At 43.7% G+C, this 18,782-nt stretch carries 14 protein-coding genes; 7 read left to right on the top strand and 7 right to left on the bottom strand.

Translation table 11 applies throughout. The features are described 5' to 3' along the window. Positions 1–112: 112 nt before the first annotated feature. Positions 113–2,290, bottom strand: coding sequence for a catalase/peroxidase HPI (gene katG, locus JMX82_RS02415; RefSeq protein WP_201539356.1), 2,178 nt, complete (start codon positions 2,288–2,290; stop codon positions 113–115). Positions 2,291–3,029: 739 nt separating this feature from the next. Here katG and JMX82_RS02410 point away from each other — a divergent pair. From JMX82_RS02410 to JMX82_RS02390, 5 genes are all read left to right on the top strand, one after another. Beyond that, the gene (locus tag JMX82_RS02410; protein ID WP_201539313.1) at positions 3,030–4,931 is read left to right on the top strand and encodes an AmpG family muropeptide MFS transporter; all 1,902 of its coding nucleotides are present in this window, start codon (positions 3,030–3,032) and stop codon (positions 4,929–4,931) included. A gap of 51 nt (positions 4,932–4,982) precedes the next feature. Further along, positions 4,983–5,894, top strand: a complete 912-nt coding sequence (gene prmC, locus JMX82_RS02405) for a peptide chain release factor N(5)-glutamine methyltransferase (protein WP_201539311.1) — start codon at positions 4,983–4,985, stop codon at positions 5,892–5,894. Positions 5,895–5,929: 35 nt separating this feature from the next. Beyond that, positions 5,930–6,724, top strand: a complete 795-nt coding sequence (locus JMX82_RS02400; protein WP_201539309.1) for a HesA/MoeB/ThiF family protein — start codon at positions 5,930–5,932, stop codon at positions 6,722–6,724. Positions 6,725–6,810: 86 nt separating this feature from the next. Further along, on the top strand, positions 6,811–8,163 hold the full coding sequence (locus JMX82_RS02395; protein ID WP_109591308.1) for an ABC1 kinase family protein: 1,353 nt from the start codon (positions 6,811–6,813) through the stop codon (positions 8,161–8,163). Positions 8,164–8,257: 94 nt separating this feature from the next. Further along, positions 8,258–9,514, top strand: a complete 1,257-nt coding sequence (locus JMX82_RS02390) for a YbfB/YjiJ family MFS transporter (protein WP_201539307.1) — start codon at positions 8,258–8,260, stop codon at positions 9,512–9,514. Here JMX82_RS02390 and JMX82_RS02385 read toward each other — a convergent pair. Further along, complete coding sequence (locus JMX82_RS02385) at positions 9,511–9,999, bottom strand: Lrp/AsnC family transcriptional regulator (protein WP_045447764.1); 489 nt, start codon at positions 9,997–9,999, stop codon at positions 9,511–9,513. The genes JMX82_RS02390 and JMX82_RS02385 overlap by 4 nt on opposite strands. Positions 10,000–10,217: 218 nt before the next feature. Between JMX82_RS02385 and leuA the strand changes: the two genes are divergently transcribed. Both leuA and JMX82_RS02375 read left to right on the top strand, forming a co-directional pair. Then, positions 10,218–12,002, top strand: coding sequence for a 2-isopropylmalate synthase (gene leuA, locus JMX82_RS02380; RefSeq protein WP_201539305.1), 1,785 nt, complete (start codon positions 10,218–10,220; stop codon positions 12,000–12,002). 259 nt (positions 12,003–12,261) lie between these two features. After that, positions 12,262–12,882: a hypothetical protein gene (locus JMX82_RS02375; RefSeq protein ID WP_201539303.1), complete on the top strand. Its 621-nt coding sequence runs from the start codon at positions 12,262–12,264 to the stop codon at positions 12,880–12,882. Between the two features lie 109 nt (positions 12,883–12,991). Here JMX82_RS02375 and accC read toward each other — a convergent pair whose 3' ends face one another. The 5 genes from accC to JMX82_RS02350 all read right to left on the bottom strand — a co-directional run bounded on the left by accC (position 12,992) and on the right by JMX82_RS02350 (position 18,699). Next, positions 12,992–14,353, bottom strand: coding sequence for an acetyl-CoA carboxylase biotin carboxylase subunit (gene accC / locus JMX82_RS02370; RefSeq protein ID WP_060490945.1), 1,362 nt, complete (start codon positions 14,351–14,353; stop codon positions 12,992–12,994). 154 nt (positions 14,354–14,507) lie between these two features. Continuing rightward, positions 14,508–14,936 carry an acetyl-CoA carboxylase biotin carboxyl carrier protein gene (gene accB, locus JMX82_RS02365; protein WP_201539301.1) on the bottom strand — a complete coding sequence of 143 codons (429 nt, stop codon included), beginning with the start codon at positions 14,934–14,936 and terminating at the stop codon, positions 14,508–14,510. A gap of 250 nt (positions 14,937–15,186) precedes the next feature. Continuing rightward, positions 15,187–16,554 (bottom strand): MATE family efflux transporter, encoded by a 1,368-nt coding sequence (locus JMX82_RS02360; protein ID WP_201539299.1) that lies wholly within the window; start codon positions 16,552–16,554, stop codon positions 15,187–15,189. A gap of 461 nt (positions 16,555–17,015) precedes the next feature. Then, complete coding sequence (locus JMX82_RS02355) at positions 17,016–18,056, bottom strand: hypothetical protein (protein WP_201539297.1); 1,041 nt, start codon at positions 18,054–18,056, stop codon at positions 17,016–17,018. Between the two features lie 148 nt (positions 18,057–18,204). Further along, positions 18,205–18,699 carry an EVE domain-containing protein gene (locus tag JMX82_RS02350; RefSeq protein WP_201539295.1) on the bottom strand — a complete coding sequence of 165 codons (495 nt, stop codon included), beginning with the start codon at positions 18,697–18,699 and terminating at the stop codon, positions 18,205–18,207. Positions 18,700–18,782: the final 83 nt, after the last annotated feature.

The following is an 18,782-nucleotide window of genomic DNA, read 5'->3' as shown; positions in this document are numbered from 1 at the left end:
TGGAATATAGGATAAGTCGTTTGTCCGTTGCTAGAAGTAAATCATTACAATAAAAAAGCCCTCGATTAAAGAGGGCTTTTTTAAGATAAAGGCGTATCTATTTCAGTGGGTTTTAGCGAAAACGATCCGCATTCATCACTTTATTCCAAGCCTTTACAAAGTCATGAACAAATTTTTCTAGGTTATCGTCTTGTGCGTAAAGCTCAGCGTAAGCGCGTAGTATGGAGTTTGAGCCAAACACTAGGTCTACGCGGCTGGCTTGCCATTTTACATTGCCAGTAGCACGCTCACGTACTTCATAGAGAGCAGGGGCGTCATTATTGTCTGTCTTAACGGGATGCCAAGAATAGCTCATGTCTGTCAAGTTCACAAAGAAGTCATTGCTAAGTGTCCCAGCACGCTCAGTAAATACCCCTTGTTGGCTCTGAGCGTAGTTGGTATCCAAGACACGCATACCACCGATTAAAACGACCATTTCGGGTGCAGTCAAGCCCATCAGTTGAGTACGATCTAATAGCATCTCTTCAGGTGATATGGCATAGCTGCCTTTGATCCAGTTACGGTAGCCATCATGTCGTGGCTCTAAATCAGAGAAGCTCTCTGTTTCAGTCATCTCATCGCTCGCATCGCCACGACCAGCATCGAATGGTAGTTCAATTTGAACACCTGCATTAGCTGCTGCTTTTTCAATGGCGGTGTTACCAGCGAGTACAATTAAATCGGCTATGCTGACGTCTTTATCAAAGTTCGTTTGGATGGCAGTGAGCGCCTCAAGTACGCGAGTCAATTGCTCAGGCTCATTACCTAGCCAGTCTTTTTGCGGGGCTAAACGAATGCGTGCACCATTGGCGCCGCCGCGATAGTCTGAGGCGCGGAATGTACGAGCGCTATTCCAAGCGGTAATAATAAATTCGCGATGGTCGATACCACTGCCTAGTATCTGTGCTTTTAAGATTGCAATATCATCAGCGCTCAGATTAACATTGCCTTGTGGAATTGGATCCTGCCAAGTGAAGTCCTCGCTTGGCACATCCGCCCCTAAATAGCGAGATTTTGGCCCCAAATCACGATGGGTAAGCTTAAACCAAGCTTTTGCAAATACTTCATCGAAATATTCTGGATTTTGATGAAAGTTCTCTGAAATTTTACGATAAGCAGGGTCTTTAATCATTGCCATATCAGCATCGGTCATGATTGGGTTGCGGCGTACACTTGGATCATGTGAATCTAAAGGACGATCCTCTTCCTTGATATCGATAGGTTCCCACTGCCAAGCACCAGCAGGGCTCTTAGTCAGTGCCCACTCATGATTTAGCAGTAACTCGAAATATTCATAATCCCATTGGGTTGGATGCGTGGTCCATGCGCCCTCGATACCACTTGAGACGGTGTCGCCAGCATTGCCTGTACCTTTAGGGTTGCGCCAACCTAGACCTTGCTCTTTGATATCAGCCGCTTCTGGCTCATCTTCTAATAAGGTAGCGTCACCATTACCATGACATTTACCAACCGTGTGACCACCAGCCGTCAAGGCAACCGTTTCTTCATCATTCATTGACATGCGAGCAAAAGTGGTGCGGATGTCTTGTGCTGTTTTGATTGGATCAGGGTTGCCATCGACACCTTCAGGGTTGACATAAATCAAGCCCATCTGTACCGCTGCTAAAGGGTTTTCTAGTGATTCACGCTGATTATCATCTTCATAACGATTTTTGGTAGCCGCAAGCCATTCACGCTCAGAACCCCAGTAGATATCCTTTTCTGGATGCCAAATATCGGTACGCCCACCAGCGAAACCTAACGTCTTAAAGCCCATAGATTCATAAGCCATATTACCCGCTAGTATCATCAAATCTGCCCAAGAAAGTTTGTTACCATATTTTTTCTTGATTGGCCATAATAGACGACGTGCTTTGTCCAAATTGACATTGTCCGGCCAACTGTTTAATGGCGCAAAGCGTTGATTACCAGTGTTAGAACCACCGCGGCCGTCAGAGCGCCGATAAGTACCGGCAGAATGCCAAGCCATACGAATCATCAACCCACCATAATGACCCCAATCTGCTGGCCACCATGCCTGTGACTCAGTCATTAGATCTTTTAAATCTTGCTTGACGGCTTCTAAATCTAATTGCTTAAAGGCTTCTGCATAATCAAAGTCAGGATACATTGGATTGGTTTTGTGATCCTGCTGATGCAAGATATCTAAATTTAAGCTATTCGGCCACCAGTCGGTTGCTGCCGAGGCGTTCGTAGTATGCGCTTGGTGCATGACAGGACAGCCACCCATGCTTGGACGTTGTGGCTCGTGCGAAGTATCTACATTTTCACTATGAATGGTTGGTCCATGACCATCTCCTTTATCATAAGTGGTGTTACTTGCAGCATCTGATGTTGAGTTTGAGTTAGTCATCATGTGGCTCCTAGGCAGTAATCAGATCAATGGCAATCGAGGGTGTTATTTACTATTGTTTGCAAAAATTATCTGTCATCTCTAGCATATAGAATAATGATTGATTTAGGGAAGCAATTTATACAAACGCGTTGTTTTATAGAATAAATCGTATGTTAAATAATGTTTTAATTTATGAATATATAAAAGTAAGAATGTAGCAAGAAGTTCTGGTTATTAAAGCATTAATTATTAATAACTTATCAGGATAATGATTGGCTAATCACAAGAGAAAGGGGTTTATATAAAAGGGTTATGATGCAAAATGCGATATTTTCCTTATTTTTATACCCATTCTTAATATGAAAGTAAGCCCTAGTCTATAAGCTAGGTTTTATTAACCAGTAGAAACAACGGTTAATGCAAAAATATCGTTAGAATGTCTAGTCAAGGTCAGCGTTCTCAAGTACCATAATTCAATTTTGTTGTAATGGCTGTATTTGTGCAACGTTAAGCAATTTTTATCGATCCCGTTTATCAGTGCTATTTATCAGTATCAGTTACCGATAGATGATACTAATGATTGATAAAAATTGTGCGCGGTTGTGTTCTTTTTCTTAAGTGCTAGTGAGCGATTATGTCTGCTGTCAAATCTGTGCCACCCAATCAACCAGCTGTCAAAAAATCATGGGGAGAGGCTGCAAAGGCTTATTTAGACCCTCGTGTCATTATCATGTTGTTTTTGGGCTTTTCAGCGGGTATTCCTATACTGCTTATTTTTTCAAGTTTATCACTTTGGCTTAGAGAGGCAGGCATTGATCGTAGTGTTGTGACCATGTTTAGCTGGGCGGCACTGGGTTATTCGTTTAAATTTATTTGGGCGCCATTAATAGATGCGCTTCCTGTGCCATTTTTGACCAAATGGTTGGGTCGTCGTCGCAGTTGGATGGTGGTATCACAGCTGCTTATCATATTTGCTATCTTTTTGATGGCAAATGTTAATCCAGTTAGTGAAGACGTTTTAGTCTACATGGCAGGCGCTGCGGTTTTGCTTGGCTTTTCTTCTGCCACCCAAGATATCGTGATTGATGCTTACCGCATCGAGCTTGCGCCGCCATCGATGCAGTCCATTCTATCCTCTATTTATGTGTCGGGTTATCGTATCGGCATGATCGTTGCGGGTGCAGGCGCGTTATATTTGGCAGATTTTTTTGGCTCGAATGAGACTTTTTATAGTTATGAGGCATGGCGAAATACTTACTACATTATGGCAGGTGTCATGACTTTAGGGGTATTAACCACGTTTGCCAGCTATGAGCCAACGGCTGAAACGTTGCAAAGTAAAAAGCAAAAGGGCAATTTAAAAGTATTTCTTATTTACTCTGCTTTATTACTTATCCCAGGTCTGATTTTTGGCATTATTTATCTGATCAATATTTTGATTAATACAGTGTTCGATAGCACATTGGCGATGATACCGTTAATGGTCATGCCAGCGATTAAGTTTTATTTTTTGGCATTGGTCGCTTGCGCACCGTTGCTGCTGTTGTATTTCATCATCAATCAACCAAAAATTATTAATAAAGCGCCATTGGTTGCCGAAACTCGCGAAGACTACGTGAGATTAGTAGCATTGTTTGTGTTTTCAGTGATCGCGTTTATCGCCGCTTATATATTAATGGGACAAGTATTGCCAGAGTTCGAAGGGGCGTTTTCTAGCTTCTTTGTTGAAACATTGCATCTGCTGATAAGCTTGGGTGTAGCGATAGTAGCAGGTTATGCATTGGTACAAGTGGGGTTGGTGAAAAAAGAAGTAGCCATGGCAACTTGGGTCGAGCCGATCCTGGACTTTTTTAGACGCTATGGCACAAAGGCGTTATTACTATTGGCGCTCATTGGGCTATATCGTATCTCAGACATCGTGGCAGGCGTTATTTCCAACGTTTTTTATCAAGACATGGGCTTTAGTAAAACAGATATTGCCAATGCAGTGAAACTCGTCGGCGTGATTATGGCGATTGCAGGTGGGTTCTTAGGTGGGCTATTGGCACAGCGTTTCCGTATGATGCATGCCATGATGATTGGGGCAATTCTTGCGTGTGCGACCAATTTGTTGTTTGTACTACTAACTTACAACCCAGGCAGTTTGCCATTTATGTATGTTGCGGTCATATTTGATAACTTGGCAGCAGGGCTGGCGAGTGCCGTGTTTATTGCTTTCTTATCTGCTCTAACGTCTATTCGTTTTACGGCAGTGCAGTATGCGATTTTCTCTTCATTAATGACGCTCATTCCCAAAGTGATGGGTGGTTATTCAGGTGCTATCGTCGATAATATGGGCTATCCATTTTTCTTTATCTTTACTTTCGCTATTGGGATTCCGATTTTGGCATTGATTTATTTCGTTGATAAACATATCGTCATTGGTGATAACGATGATATTTATGGCGATGACAATAACGATGGAAGCAGTGATAAGTTGGCCAAGGCGAATCCAAACCTGACTGATACCAAAGAGCCACCACGCGCGTCAGAGTAGGCTAAGCGGTATTTTATTCTCATTGATTCATCATGTTTTTAAGAGTTAATTATGACAGCATCGACTATTCGTCAGATAAAGCAGCACATTCAGCAATTGACGAATGAGGCTGCAAATAGCAAGCTACCGTCATTTTGGCTCACCGATTGGCTATTATATGTCATCGATAAGCCTGCGATATTTTTAATAATGGATGAAGGTTACCAGCTAACAGACAGCGAGCTTTCGGAGTTCAATGCAGGTGTGGTGAAAATGCAGCAAGGAATCCCACTTGCGTATTTGACTGGTCAGCAAGAATTTTGGTCGCTGATATTTACTGTCAATGAGCACACTTTAATTCCGCGACCTGATACTGAGATACTGATTGAGCAAGTATTAACTTGGATAAAATCTCAGCCAAACAGTGTCAGCAGCCCAAAACGGTTATTGGATTTAGGGACGGGTTCAGGTTGTATTGCGATTAGTCTCGCTCACGAGTTAAATACGCAGCGTTCAGACAGTAAGGCCGAAAGCTGGCAAGTCGTTGCGGTGGATATGTCGCCAGAAGCGCTCAAGGTTGCTCAGCACAATGCAGTTATCAATGATGTTGCTGATATTGAGTTTATACAAAGCAGTTGGTATGACGAGCTGCCCAGTCATGGCGAGCTATTATTTGATGTGATTGTGTCCAACCCTCCTTATATCGATGAGGAAGATGAGCATTTAGCACGCCTTGTAGCCGAACCTATTAGTGCCTTAAGTGCCCCCAATCATGGGCTTGCCGATATAGAGAATATCGTAGGACAGGCACCGAAATACTTGCGTGTCGGTGGGCTACTGGCTATCGAACATGGTTTTGACCAAGGTGATGCCGTTCGCAAGTTGTTTGTAGATAGTGACTTTGAATCTGTGCGTACAGTACAAGATTATGGTGGTAATGATCGTGTTACGCTGGGTCAAATTAAGTCATCAGATTTTTGTTAGTAGACTTCTTTAATAATAGGTTATTGGTAATAAATATGGCGCACACATCAGATAAAGGGCAGTTGTTGGATGAAGAGCTGCTGCGTTATGCAAGGCAAATATTATTAGATGGTTGGGATATTGACGCTCAATTACGCTTAAAATCAGCTCGTGTGGTCATGATAGGGGCAGGCGGGCTTGGTTGTCCTGCTTCTGAGACGCTGGTGCGTGCAGGACTTGGGCACATTCATCTTATAGATGATGACGTCATTGAAGCCAGCAACTTGCAGCGCCAAACGCTGTTTTTACCTGAGGATATTGGTAAAACTAAGGCGCTAACAGCGGCGCACATGTTAGAGCGTATTAACCCTTTAATTACCGCTCGCGGTACAGTTGCAAGATTAAGCGAAGACAATGCTTATGAATTGCTCGATATGGCGACAGGCAAGCCTGACTTGCTTTTAGATTGCACCGACAATTTTGCTACGCGTGATGTCATCAATCGTATTAGCGTGCGCTATAAAATCCCGCTATTATCTGCCTCAGCGATTGGGATGCAAGGTCAGTTGGCGCTATTTGAGCCGCAACTAAACACTGGTTGTTATCACTGCGTGTTTGGTTCGGTAGTACTTGATGCGGCGGCTGATGAGCGTACGTGTGCCAACTCAGGTGTGCTAGCGAGTACCACTGCTATCATGGGTAATTTGCAAGCGAATGCTGCCCTGCAGTATTTGGGATTAACCAAAAATCCACTGACAAATAAGCTATTAATATGGGATGGTAGCCAGATGCAGCAACGGCTGATGGGCTATCGCCAAGATGCCGCGTGTCCTGTTTGCAGCAGTCATTAGTCATTGTTCATTAGTGGCGGTGTGACTTGTCATTATTTATAATCGCTTATTCTCAAAAACCTTCCTTATGACCATAGTTGTTTTTTATGAAAATTCATCGTCCGCATTTATTAAAGCATACCTTCAATGTCATGAACCGTGTTCGCCAAACAGCCAGCGTGGCAGGTTTATCTGCGCTGAGAGTGGCAAAAGGTGAAAAGCCTGATGCCACATTATTAAAAGAAACGTTTGAGCAGTTGGGCACGACTTATATCAAGATTGGTCAGTTTATCGCCAGTACGCCGTCACTGTTTCCACGCGAATATGTAAAAGCTTTTCAGAGCTGTTTGGATCAGACCACGCCACTGTCTTATGCTTATATCGAGCAGGTATTGAAAGAAGAGTTGGCGGTTGATGGCATGACGCTCGCTGATAAGTTCGCCCATATCGACTCAAAGCCACTAGCTTCAGCCTCTATTGCTCAAGTTCATGCGGCACGGTTGCATAATGGCGATGAAGTCGTATTAAAGGTACAAAAGCCTGACGTCGAGACTATTATGCAAACGGATTTGGGCGTATTGCATGGGGTGACTAAGTTACTTGAGATTCTGATGCCGTCGATGAAGTTTGCCAGTATTGCGCCGATTATCGATGAGATTCGCCTGCGCATGCTTGCCGAGACTGACTTTATCGCTGAGGCACAAAACATCCGCGATTTTCAGCAGTTCTTAGCCGTATCAGGCAATACACGCGTGGTAGCACCCAAAGTATATGAAGAGCTGACGACCAAGCGTGTACTAACCATGAGCCGCTTGTACGGTGTATCTATGGTCGATGAGTCGCTCATGCGTCAGTATTGTGCTGATCCTGCGCAAGTCATGGCGGATACCTTGAATACGTGGTTTGCCAGTCTCATGCTGTGCAACAGTTTTCATGCTGACCTGCATGCGGGAAATTTGATGCTATTAACCGATGGTCGTATTGGCTTTTTGGATTTTGGTATTGTCGGTAAGCTAAAAGCTGAGAGTTGGCGTGCGTGCATGGGTATGATGCAAGCCATGCAGGACAGTGACTATCAAGCGATGGCGCGCCATATGATTGATATGGAAATGACCCATGGTGGCAATAAAGTCGATGTAGTGGCGTTGGGTAATGATTTGCAGCGTATGATGAAGACTATTATGGCGGAGGACAAGTCCTTTACCAGTGGTGTGCCTTTTAATAGTAAAGAGCAAGCCGATGAGCTAAATAAAATGATGCTTGAGATTGTAGAAGTCGGTAAGCGCCATGGCATACATTTCCCACGTGACTTTGCTTTATTGACCAAGCAGATGCTCTATTTTGATCGCTTTATGCGTACGCTGGCACCTGATATGGATATGTTTAGTGATCAACGCGTACAAATGCTAGGACACACAGAAACAGATGTGACCATGCCGCCAACAGTAAACGTATCGTAGTTTTCGCTTGTATGTTTGATTATTAATCCGCCGCTGCTCTTGAATGCTCTAACACAAAGGATTGTGTGCTAATGGCCGCAAAAATGGCTCTGTCATGATGACTGCTCTCAAAAGCCGTGCTTTTGCTCATATTACCAATGAAGCTGCCATTGCCTGTATCGGTATGTACTGCATGGCAGTCGTCATGGGCTATGGACGTTTTTTGTTTACTGCCACCTTACCCGATATTATGGTGCAAGTGTCGATTTCAACGACGATTGCAGGCTGGCTTGCCTCTATCAATTACATCGGTTATTTTATCGGTGCCCTCATTGCCATGTTTGTGCCTCAGCGCTCGACGTGGCAAGCGCTGACACTGTGGGCGATTATAAGTGTCGTCACAACGATGCTACTTGTCGTACCTGATATGTCATTAACTCTATGGTATCTCATTCGTCTAATCGCAGGTATTGCAAGCGGTGTAGCGATGATTTTAAGCTCATCGTTTGTGATTCAAAGCTTAAGTCCTGAACGCCGCTCTGTACTGTCGGCAGTACACTACGCAGGTATTGGTGTGGGCATCAGTGCCTCTGCCATACTGACGTGGTGGTTGTTGATATTGGGCTATCATTTTGATGTCATTTGGTTGGTAGCAGGCTTTACAAGTTTACCTCTGGTATGGCTACTCTATGCCGTAAAACCAAGACAAGCACAGGGTTCCGTCTCGCTGCGGACTGATCCTAAACAGCACGTGTCAGTGCATCAAACCTATTTGAGCTTTAAGCGCGCTTTGTATGAGGCCATTGCTGGTCATCGTAAGGCTATTGCTTTGCTGTCAGCGAGCTATGTACTGGCAGGCTTTGGTTATATTACCTCTGCGACTTTTTTGCCAGTCATGGCAGCACAGCGCCTCACGACGCAGACGTATGCTGGATTGCTCATTTGGCTAGTCGTTGGTGTGTTTGCGATGTTATCAAATCCACTGTGGGGCGCACTTGCCAAGCGAATTGGTGAAATTAAAACGTTAATAGGCTTAACGATATTACAAGCATTTGGGATGTGCTTGCCCATATGGTTCGGCGGCGCTATTGGTTTGTACGGCAATGCTGCTATTTTAGGTTTGACCTTTGTGGGTATGGTATCGATGACGCTCACTTTGATTAAAAATATCAATCCTGCTTACTCAAATTTGCTGATAGGATTGGCAACTTTGGCTTATGCATTGGGTCAATTCTTGGGACCATTGGTGACGGTAGCATTGGCAGGGCAGGACGACAATTTCAATGCAGGGTTACTCGTTGCCGCCGCTGGATTGATGGTTGGATTGGTGCTGTTGCTATTGTTTCGTCGACAGCCACCGACTACCATTTAAACCACACTACGATTAAATATTTCTCGCAGCTCAAAACTGGTATGCACTTGAGCGACACCTTCGATACGATTGAGCCTATGTAATAAAAACTCCTCATAATGTGCCATATCGCGTACTCTTACCTTGATAAGGTAGTCTTCCGTACGACCCGTGACAATGCTACAGCTAATGACTTCATCAAAGCTCTGAATCTTACGCTCAAATTGCTCAAAGCGTTCAGCCGTATGGCGATCCATACTAATCGCGATAAAGACGGCGAGCGGGTAGCCAAGTTTTTGCGCATCCGTTTTGGTGTGATAACCCGTGATAATACCAGCATCTTCTAAGCGTTTAATACGGCGTGCACAAGGCGTGGCTGACAGGTTGACGCGTTCGGCAAGCTCGGTGATACTCATACGTGCCTGAGTTTGCAATACGCGCAAGAGCTGTCGATCGATCTCATCAATATCGGCTAAATGTGGACTATCCAGATGACTGTTTGGCATGATCTGTTGCTTTATTAGTGAATTCATCTAATTATACTGAGTAAATTGTACTTTTTCACTAAAATAGTGTCATATATTATAAAAGAAAGCTGATTTCTATTGCATAAACTCTGATATTATTATGGTATAAACATTGGTTATCTCGTATGATAAACATTGATCTAATCACCAGCCGTCCAGCTAAAAACATAAATTCCCATATCATCTAAGGATTGATTATGTCTGACCAAGCCAAACGCACTGTAGCCTCAACGACTGCAAAGATTACACCCAAAAATGCCGCTTTTGATTATAAAAAGTATCGTCCATTTGCTTTTGCGCCCTCGCTGTCAGATCGTACTTGGCCGAGCAAAACGATTGAAAAGTCACCAATTTGGGCAAGTGTGGATCTGCGTGATGGCAATCAAGCACTGATTGACCCGATGACGATCGAACAAAAAATGCGTTTTTTTAAAACGTTGGTTGAGGTTGGTTTTAAAGAAATTGAAATTGGCTTTCCATCAGCGGCGCAGGTTGAGTTTGATTTTGCTCGTAAACTTATCGAAGAAAATCACGTCCCAGACGATGTGACTTTGCAGGTATTGGTGCAGGCTCGTGAGCATTTGATTGCCCGTACGTTTGAGTCATTGAAAGGCGCGAAGCGTGCGATTGTCCATGTTTATAATTCAACGTGCCGTGTACAACGTGAAAAGGTCTACGGTAAAGACAAAGCTGAGATTAAAGAAATTGCCATCACTGGTGCCAAGCTATTACAGAAGTATGCGGCACAGTATCCTGAGACGGAATGGGTGTTCCAATATTCACCTGAGAGCTTTAGTCAAACAGAAACTGAATATGCCGTAGAAGTCTGTGATGCGGTTTGTGAAGTATGGCAACCACAACAAGGGCAGGAAGTTATTTTAAACTTGCCAGCGACGGTTGAAGCGTCTATGCCCAATGTTTTTGCCGACCAAGTCGAATATTTCTGCCGTCATCTTGCCCAGCGTGAGCATGTCGTTATTAGCTTGCATACGCATAATGACCGTGGCTGTGCGGTTGCAGCAGCAGAGCTTGGGGTATTAGCGGGCGCCGATCGTATCGAAGGTACGCTATTGGGTAACGGTGAGCGTACGGGTAATATGGATATCATGGTCATGGCGATGAACTTGTTTAGTCAAGGTATCGATCCAGAGCTTGATTTTAGTAACATGAGCGAAATTGTACAAGTGGTCAGCGAATGTAACAATTTGCCCTTACATCCGCGTCATCCATACGTCGGCGAATTGGTCTTTACGGCCTTTAGTGGCTCGCATCAAGATGCCATCAAAAAATCTCTCGATTATAACGAAAAGCATCAAAACGAGACGGATAACGTTTGGGATGTGGCTTACTTGCCAATTGATCCGGCGCATATCGGTCGTAGTTATCAGGATGTGGTACGTATCAATAGCCAGTCTGGTAAAGGCGGTGTGGCTTATATCTTGCAGCGCAACTATGGCTTTAATTTGCCGCGCTGGATGCAAATTGACTTCAGCGGCGTGGTACAGAAGCAAGCTGAATCAGCTGCTCGCGAATTGCAGAATGATGAAATCTTACAAACCTTTGAAGACACGTATCTACAGCAAGGCAGTTTTGAGCTATTAGATTATACGGTCAATAATAAAGGCGGTGAAGTCTACTTTACTGGTCAAGTACAAATGAATGGGGACATCATTAATATTGATGGCACTGGTAATGGTCCATTATCATCTTTTATAGACGGCCTTGCCCAGCACACTGGTAAATCGATACATGTCATCAACTACGCTGAGCATGCGATTAATCCGCAGCACAATAGCGGTGATGGCATCGATGATGATACCAATAATGACAACAAAACTAATGCAAATGCGGCGGCTTATATCCAACTAAATGTAGATGGTGAAGTTTATTCTGGCATTGGCACTTGTAGCAGTACTGTATCAGCGATGCTTAAAGGCGCATTATCAGCGTTTGCTCAAGCAGTTAGTACTGCCACTGCTTAATGTTTTTATGATCGTCTTAATAACTTGTAGCTATAACGCTGTCGCTTCTTGTCTTTGGCAAGTAAAGCGATGGCGTTATTTTTTGCATGAAAAACGACAGTCTATATGCAGAAAGTAGACATTTATGACTATCGCCTATCTTGCAGTTGGCTAAAGCATCACGACTAATAGCATAATGTTACTTGTGTTTTTGATGTCTAAGACTTACGCTAATGTACATAACTCATACTATTATATTATTATAAACAAAAGGTTAATTATGGAACCTATCTCACTTGCTTCATTTTCATTGGCTGCTATTTTGGCGTCATTGCCAGTAAATGGCGAAGTGGTCACTAAACCAACTATTACCACTCATATCAGCCCAGCTATCGCGGGACAATGGGAAATCGACTTGGACAGTAGTATCACGATGACCAAAGAAGCCAAAGCCAGACAAGCTGTAGCAAAAGAGCTGAACCAGACAAAAATTGATGAGCCAGAAGTGACTGCTGGCACAGAAGGCGGTGTCCTTGTGCAAAGTGAAAAGCGCGTCCTTAATATTAAGCCAAATACCAACAACCAGTTAAAGGTCTCTGCCAAAAAAGCAAATCAGTGTCGCGAGCTATATAATTTTGCGGCCGATAATGAGATGTGGGCAGTGAGTGGCAAAGAGTGGACATATGGTCGTTACCTAATCACGCACCGCGAAGAAGGGCTGCCCATTATTGCCCTAAAAACAGTCTATGACAACAATGAGGTAGATTGTTCAGGTAACCAAATCGACCAAACTGACGAAGCGTTGATTGCGTTTTTAAACCACGATGGCAACCAAATGCAGTGGTGTGCGGATCCTGATGGTAATGAATGCTTTATGAATTTTAATAGAGTGTTGCCGTAGTATTTTCTTTATTTATAAAACTTAAAACCATTTTTTCTAAAATAGAAACATAAAAAACCGCTATCTAAATAGGTAGCGATTTTTTATGTTTAACAAAAATCAAAGTAGGTTATACATCTGCCTTCTTTTTATTACCAGTTAAAAGCTCTCTTTCAAGGTAATGAATATTTTGTGCTTCGTGAATAAAATTGTCATCTGCTAAAATGACATCACGATGCAGTGGGATATTGGTCTTAATACCCTCAATCACCAATTCATCGAGTGCATGCAGCGTCTTAGAGACGGCTTGCTGGCGCGTTTGACCATGGCAAATAAGCTTGCCAATCAATGAGTCATAATAGCTTGGAATCTCGTAGCCCGGGTAGAGGTGCGAGTCAAAGCGTACACCAGCACCACTGGGGGCAAATAACTGGGTGACTGTACCAGGACAAGGCATAAAGGTCGCTGGATCTTCAGCATTGATGCGACATTCAATGGCATGGCCTTGAATTTCAATCTCGCTTTGACGATAAGACAAACCGTAGCCGGCTGCGATTTTTAGCTGCTCGACGACCACGTCGATGCCAGTAATCATCTCAGTTACCGGATGCTCAACTTGCACACGAGTATTCATCTCAATAAAAAAGTATTCATTATTTTCAAATAAAAACTCAAAAGTACCCGCACCGCGATATTTCACCAACTCACATGCTTTGACGCAAGCGTCTAAGATAGGCTGACGTACATCGTCAGGGATATCAGGCGCAGGGGCTTCCTCTAATACTTTTTGGTGGCGACGTTGCAATGAACAATCTCGATCGTATAAGTGAATGGCATTACCATTACCATCGCCAAGCACTTGTATCTCTACGTGGCGCGGATTTTGTAGGTAGCGTTCCATATACACGGTATCATCGCCAAACCACAGCTCAGCTTCTTGCTTAGCAGCTTGTACTTGACCAATGACTTCTTCGAAGCGCTCAACCACCCGCATACCGCGACCGCCGCCGCCAGAAGCGGCTTTAATCAATAACGGAAAGCCGATATGGCGTGCTTGCTCTTCAGCATTATGCAACGTTACCGCGCCCACTGAACCAGGGACGGTCGGTACGCCAGCTTTTTTCATCGCATTAATGGCAGAGACTTTATTGCCCATTAATCGAATATGATCAGCATTAGGACCAACGAAAGTGAGACCTGCTTCTTCGACGCGTTCAGCGAATTCAGCATTTTCAGCCAAAAAACCATAACCCGGATGGATAGCGTCGGCACCAGTGATTTCAGCTGCGGTTAAAATAGTATTGATATCAAGATAGCTTTGATTGGCATTGGGTTTGCCAATACAGATTGCCTCATCAACAAAGCGCAGGTGCATCAAGTTTGCATCAGCTGTGGAGTAGACACCGACGGTCTCTATGCCAAGGGCTTTGCAGGCTCGAACGATACGTAGGGCAATCTCACCTCTATTGGCGATGAGCAGTTTTTTTATCATGGGGTCATCCTTGTCGAAGCGGCGGTCATTGATAGAGTCGTTATTTTAGGCACCATTAAATCGAGCTACGATAAAGATAAAATAACTCAAGCTAAAATGCCAAATGATAACGAAATCTCTATCATAATGAGGTAAAGGTTGGTAAACAGTGTCGTTAAGCTCTATAGCGTATGACGGGTTGACCAAACTGTACCACTTCGGAATTATTGACTAAGATTTCGTCAACGACACCACTTTGCGTTGCCTCAAGAGGATTCATAATTTTCATGGCTTCGATGATGCCCAATGTGTCACCAGCTTGCACCTTTTGTCCGACCTTTACGAATGGCGGATCATTAGGGCTAGGGGCTGAGTAATAAACACCAACCATCGGTGATGTCTCAACGCTACCTGCTTTTACCGCTGGCTTTGCTTCAGCAGTGATAGGGGCAATGCCAGCAGCAGGTGCGGCCATCATGGTCGGTGCAGGCGCATCATAGTGACGAGTTAAGCTGATGTGTTCATCATCTGAGCTGATTTCTAAATTAACCAGTTCACTTTCTTCCATGAGGGCGATTAGGGTGCGTATTTTTTCAATATCCATAGTTTTAATTTTGCCTTCTACTAATTTCAAGAAATAGTGTAACTAAATATTGTGTAGGTAATTGCTAATGATACCTATATTCATGGCAATGAGCAATCGATGTACAGTTGTTAACTGAGTTTTTTTACATATTATGACGTAAGCATTTCTTACGAGTAAGAAATGCTTAATGATTTATCATAGTCTATGTGACCATGTAGCGCTAGTCATGGTTAGTAGATACTGCATTTACATCAGTATAGCTGATGCATTAACCCCACATCGTCGTCAGACGCTTTTGTTGATAGCGCAGGCGTAGGGTGAGTAGAATAGACGATAAGAATAAACCTGTGATTAATGCCATCCAAAACCCTTGTGCGCCTATATCGGTGAAGCGCACCAAATAAACACCGAGTGGCAATGCCACCAGCCAGTAACAGAACAACGTGACCCACATTGGTATCGTGGTGTCTTGCATGCCGCGCAATATACCAGCGACGTTGACTTGCCAACCATCGAACAGCTGATAACCAAGAGCAAAAATAAGTAAATGCATAGATTGCGTGATAACGGCTGGGTTATCAGAGAATGCGGCTGCCAATTGCGGCCTAAATAGCCAAATACCAATCATACACGTGAGTGCAATCAATACTGTCCAAATAAGACCAGTAGCTTGCACTTGACGTAACGCCATGAGGTTTTTTTCGCCAAAACGATTGGATACCATGATTGTCAGTGCCATAGCGACCGATATCGGAATCATAAACAGCTGGGAAGTCACCGCTAATGCCACCTGATGCGATGCGGTTGCTAGCTCACCTAATGGACTGATAACAAGAGCGCCCAAGCTGAACAAACTGGCTTCAAAAAAGATAGAGATACCAATCGGAATACCAAGTTTAAGGAGCTTTTTAATCTGTGCACGATTAGGACTGGCAAAGGCATAAAAGAAGCGCGTGCTGGCAAACTGCTGTCGCTTAGTAAAGCTGGTATAAGCCGCCAGTAATAAAACATTTATCCATAACACTATTGCCGTTGCGACCCCGCAGCCTGCGCCGCCCATTTCGGGCATACCAAACAGACCGTGGATAAAAATATAGTTAAGGGGAATATCGGCAAGTAGTCCGATAATACTAATTACTGTCACCGGCTCAGGTCGCCCAAGTGCTTCGCAATAACTGCGTAGTACCGCATAGACTGCCAGTGCGGGAAAACCAAACGACACGCCATGCAAATACTGCGTTGCTATCGGTTGGATGTTTTCAGGCACACCCATGATCCCAAGTACATTGGGTGCTAAATTAACGATGATAAAGCCCATAATACCAATGACACTAGCGGTCCATAAAGACTGCTGCGTGATATGCGGCACTTGATGGTGCTTATTTTGACCAATCGCCTCACCAATAAGAGGGGTGGTGGCGATTAAAATACCAGTGGCTAATAAAAACAGCGGCAGCCAAATACCAGAGCCAACGGCGACGGCCGCCAAATCAAGCGCGGAGACTTGACCTGCCATGATAGCATCGACCACACCAAGTGCTGCTTGGCAAAACTGAGTAATTAGAATAGGAAGCGCGAGCACGCCTAAGCGTAAGCTGTAGCTTTTAAAATCTCTAAAAGATAATGGGAAAACCATAGTGAGCAACTTTTTATTCTTTGCGGTAATTATGATAGATGAGCAAATATTGCCATCAACAAAACAATAGCGAGACGGTCATACCATGACCAAAAATTTGAGCAGAAAAGCAAATGAGAATGAGGACACGCCCTAAGCAAGTTTAACCAAGCCAATCCAGTTTTTTGGCTGGATGTAAAAGGGGGAGTCGTGCCGACGATAATACTCCGATAAATAATATGAGCAAGCCCATATAGACAGAGTATGCAAAAAAAGTCAGGCACAAAAATAAAAATAACCCGTCAATCCAAGCAGTGGATTGACAGGTCATAAATAAATAGAATGGTAAAGAAGCCACGCTATGATGTCAACGCTTTAAAAGCGTTGTATTGATCTTAAAAACTGACTATGAAAGGTAATCGATTCCATAAAATGTGCACTTGACGATAACCGTTCTAACTTATAGGCACATCAGCACATATTTATAGCGACTCAGGTAAATCTTGCACCACCGCTTGATAGCCAATCAAGGTATTATTGGCATCAAATGCTTGCACGACAATCACGTAATTGGTGGACATGGCTGGAATGACAGGGGCAAACTGTGTTTCAAGATTACTTAATATCACGTTCTGCACATAGCCGTTGGCACCAGACTCGGCTTTATTGACATCAATTTGGCTGACCAGTAAATACTTGGTATTGGCAGGATTTTGCCAAGTGACGGTCTTTTGACTGCCATTACCGATGATATCAAGAGTCATTTTGCCCAGACTATAATCAAGTTGGTACGTCTTAAAGTTAGAGCGATCGCTGATGGTGTAGGTGACGTTGCAATTTTTTTCGCTACTGGTTAGTTTTTTACCGCCAAGGCCATCCTGATACTCAAAGCTACCTCTCCAAGGTGATCCTGCTTCTTTTTCCTCAAAGCTCCCCGCAAAGGTGGTTAATAAGTTTGGTGTTTCTACGCCCAAATCATTGACATATTTAATGTCTAAAAACGCTAACGTATCGAGACTGCCTGTTATTTTACCCGCGATATAGTTGTCAACCTTGATGGCTGAGTTGATACCCAAAGTATTGTTTTCTTGGCAGGCTTGCTGCTGATAACTAACGCTACCATCGACGCTGCCAGCGCCATCTTTACTGATATCAAAGTAAACGGCACCGATATCGATATCGTCGCTGTCACCATCGTCAATCTCAATGAAGTGTCCGACATATAAACCGCCGCGACCGCCTTCTGGGGTTATTTTATCCAAGAAATTATCGAGTGATTCTTCTGGTAAAAATACCGACTCCAAAATCTCAGCCATGGACTTTTCATCATCGCTAAGCTTATCTTCGACTTCTTTATACTTCTCTTTGACCTTGTCTTCCACACGATCATATTCATCTTTCACCTGATCTTCTATTCGGTCATATTCCTCTTTGACCTTGTCCCCGTCACTGCCACAGGCGCTAAGGGTCAGACTGAACATGCTGACGATTAATACAGATAATAGTAGTTTGGGTGCGCTCATAAGCGGGTCCTGATAATGGGGATAAAGGTGTGATAAAGAAGGTCGAGAAATGAATTGTTGAGCATAAATCGCAAATATAGCAAATTTTTTGCAGGCAGCGTATCAATAAGTGTTCGTTGATAACACTAAAAACCTTACTCAATCGTTGCTATCTCACCACTGGTTGCTCAGATAGTAGGTTAAGTGTTTCTGCCATATACATAATGGTGTACCAGTGTTTGGGATCTAGTGGAATCACGGTAAGTTGCTCACAGCCTTTTCTCATTAATAATGAATCCTCAAGTGCGGGTAAAAATTTAAGGGCTGATAGTGGTAGAATATCAATAAATGCTTGCTTAAAAGTGACGTCTACCATATACCATCGTGGCTCATCTTCGGTGGCAATAGGATCGTAATGACGGTGCTCAGGATGGAACTGGCAAGGGTCAGGGTAGCCTGCTTTGCTTACCGTCATGATGCCAGCGACGCCAGACGGCTTAGCGCTAGAGTGATAAAAGAACACCTTGTCGCCGACCTGCATCTCGTCACGCATGAAGTTACGAGCGCGGTAATTGCGCACACCATCCCAACTGTCGGTCTCTAGGCGTTGCAAATCATCAATACCAAAAAACTTGGGGTTGGACTTCATTAACCAATAAGCCATATCTTTATCCTATTTATCATTATCAGCCATTCATTATTTGCAATATCACTGTATGCAATGTCATTTTATGCCATCATTCTTCA

It is taken from the genome of Psychrobacter sp. 1044 (assembly GCF_904846525.1).
Lineage (GTDB): Bacteria > Pseudomonadota > Gammaproteobacteria > Pseudomonadales > Moraxellaceae > Psychrobacter.
The sequence above is the reverse complement of the archived record's forward strand: the minus strand, read 5'-3'. Positions and strand labels throughout refer to the sequence as shown.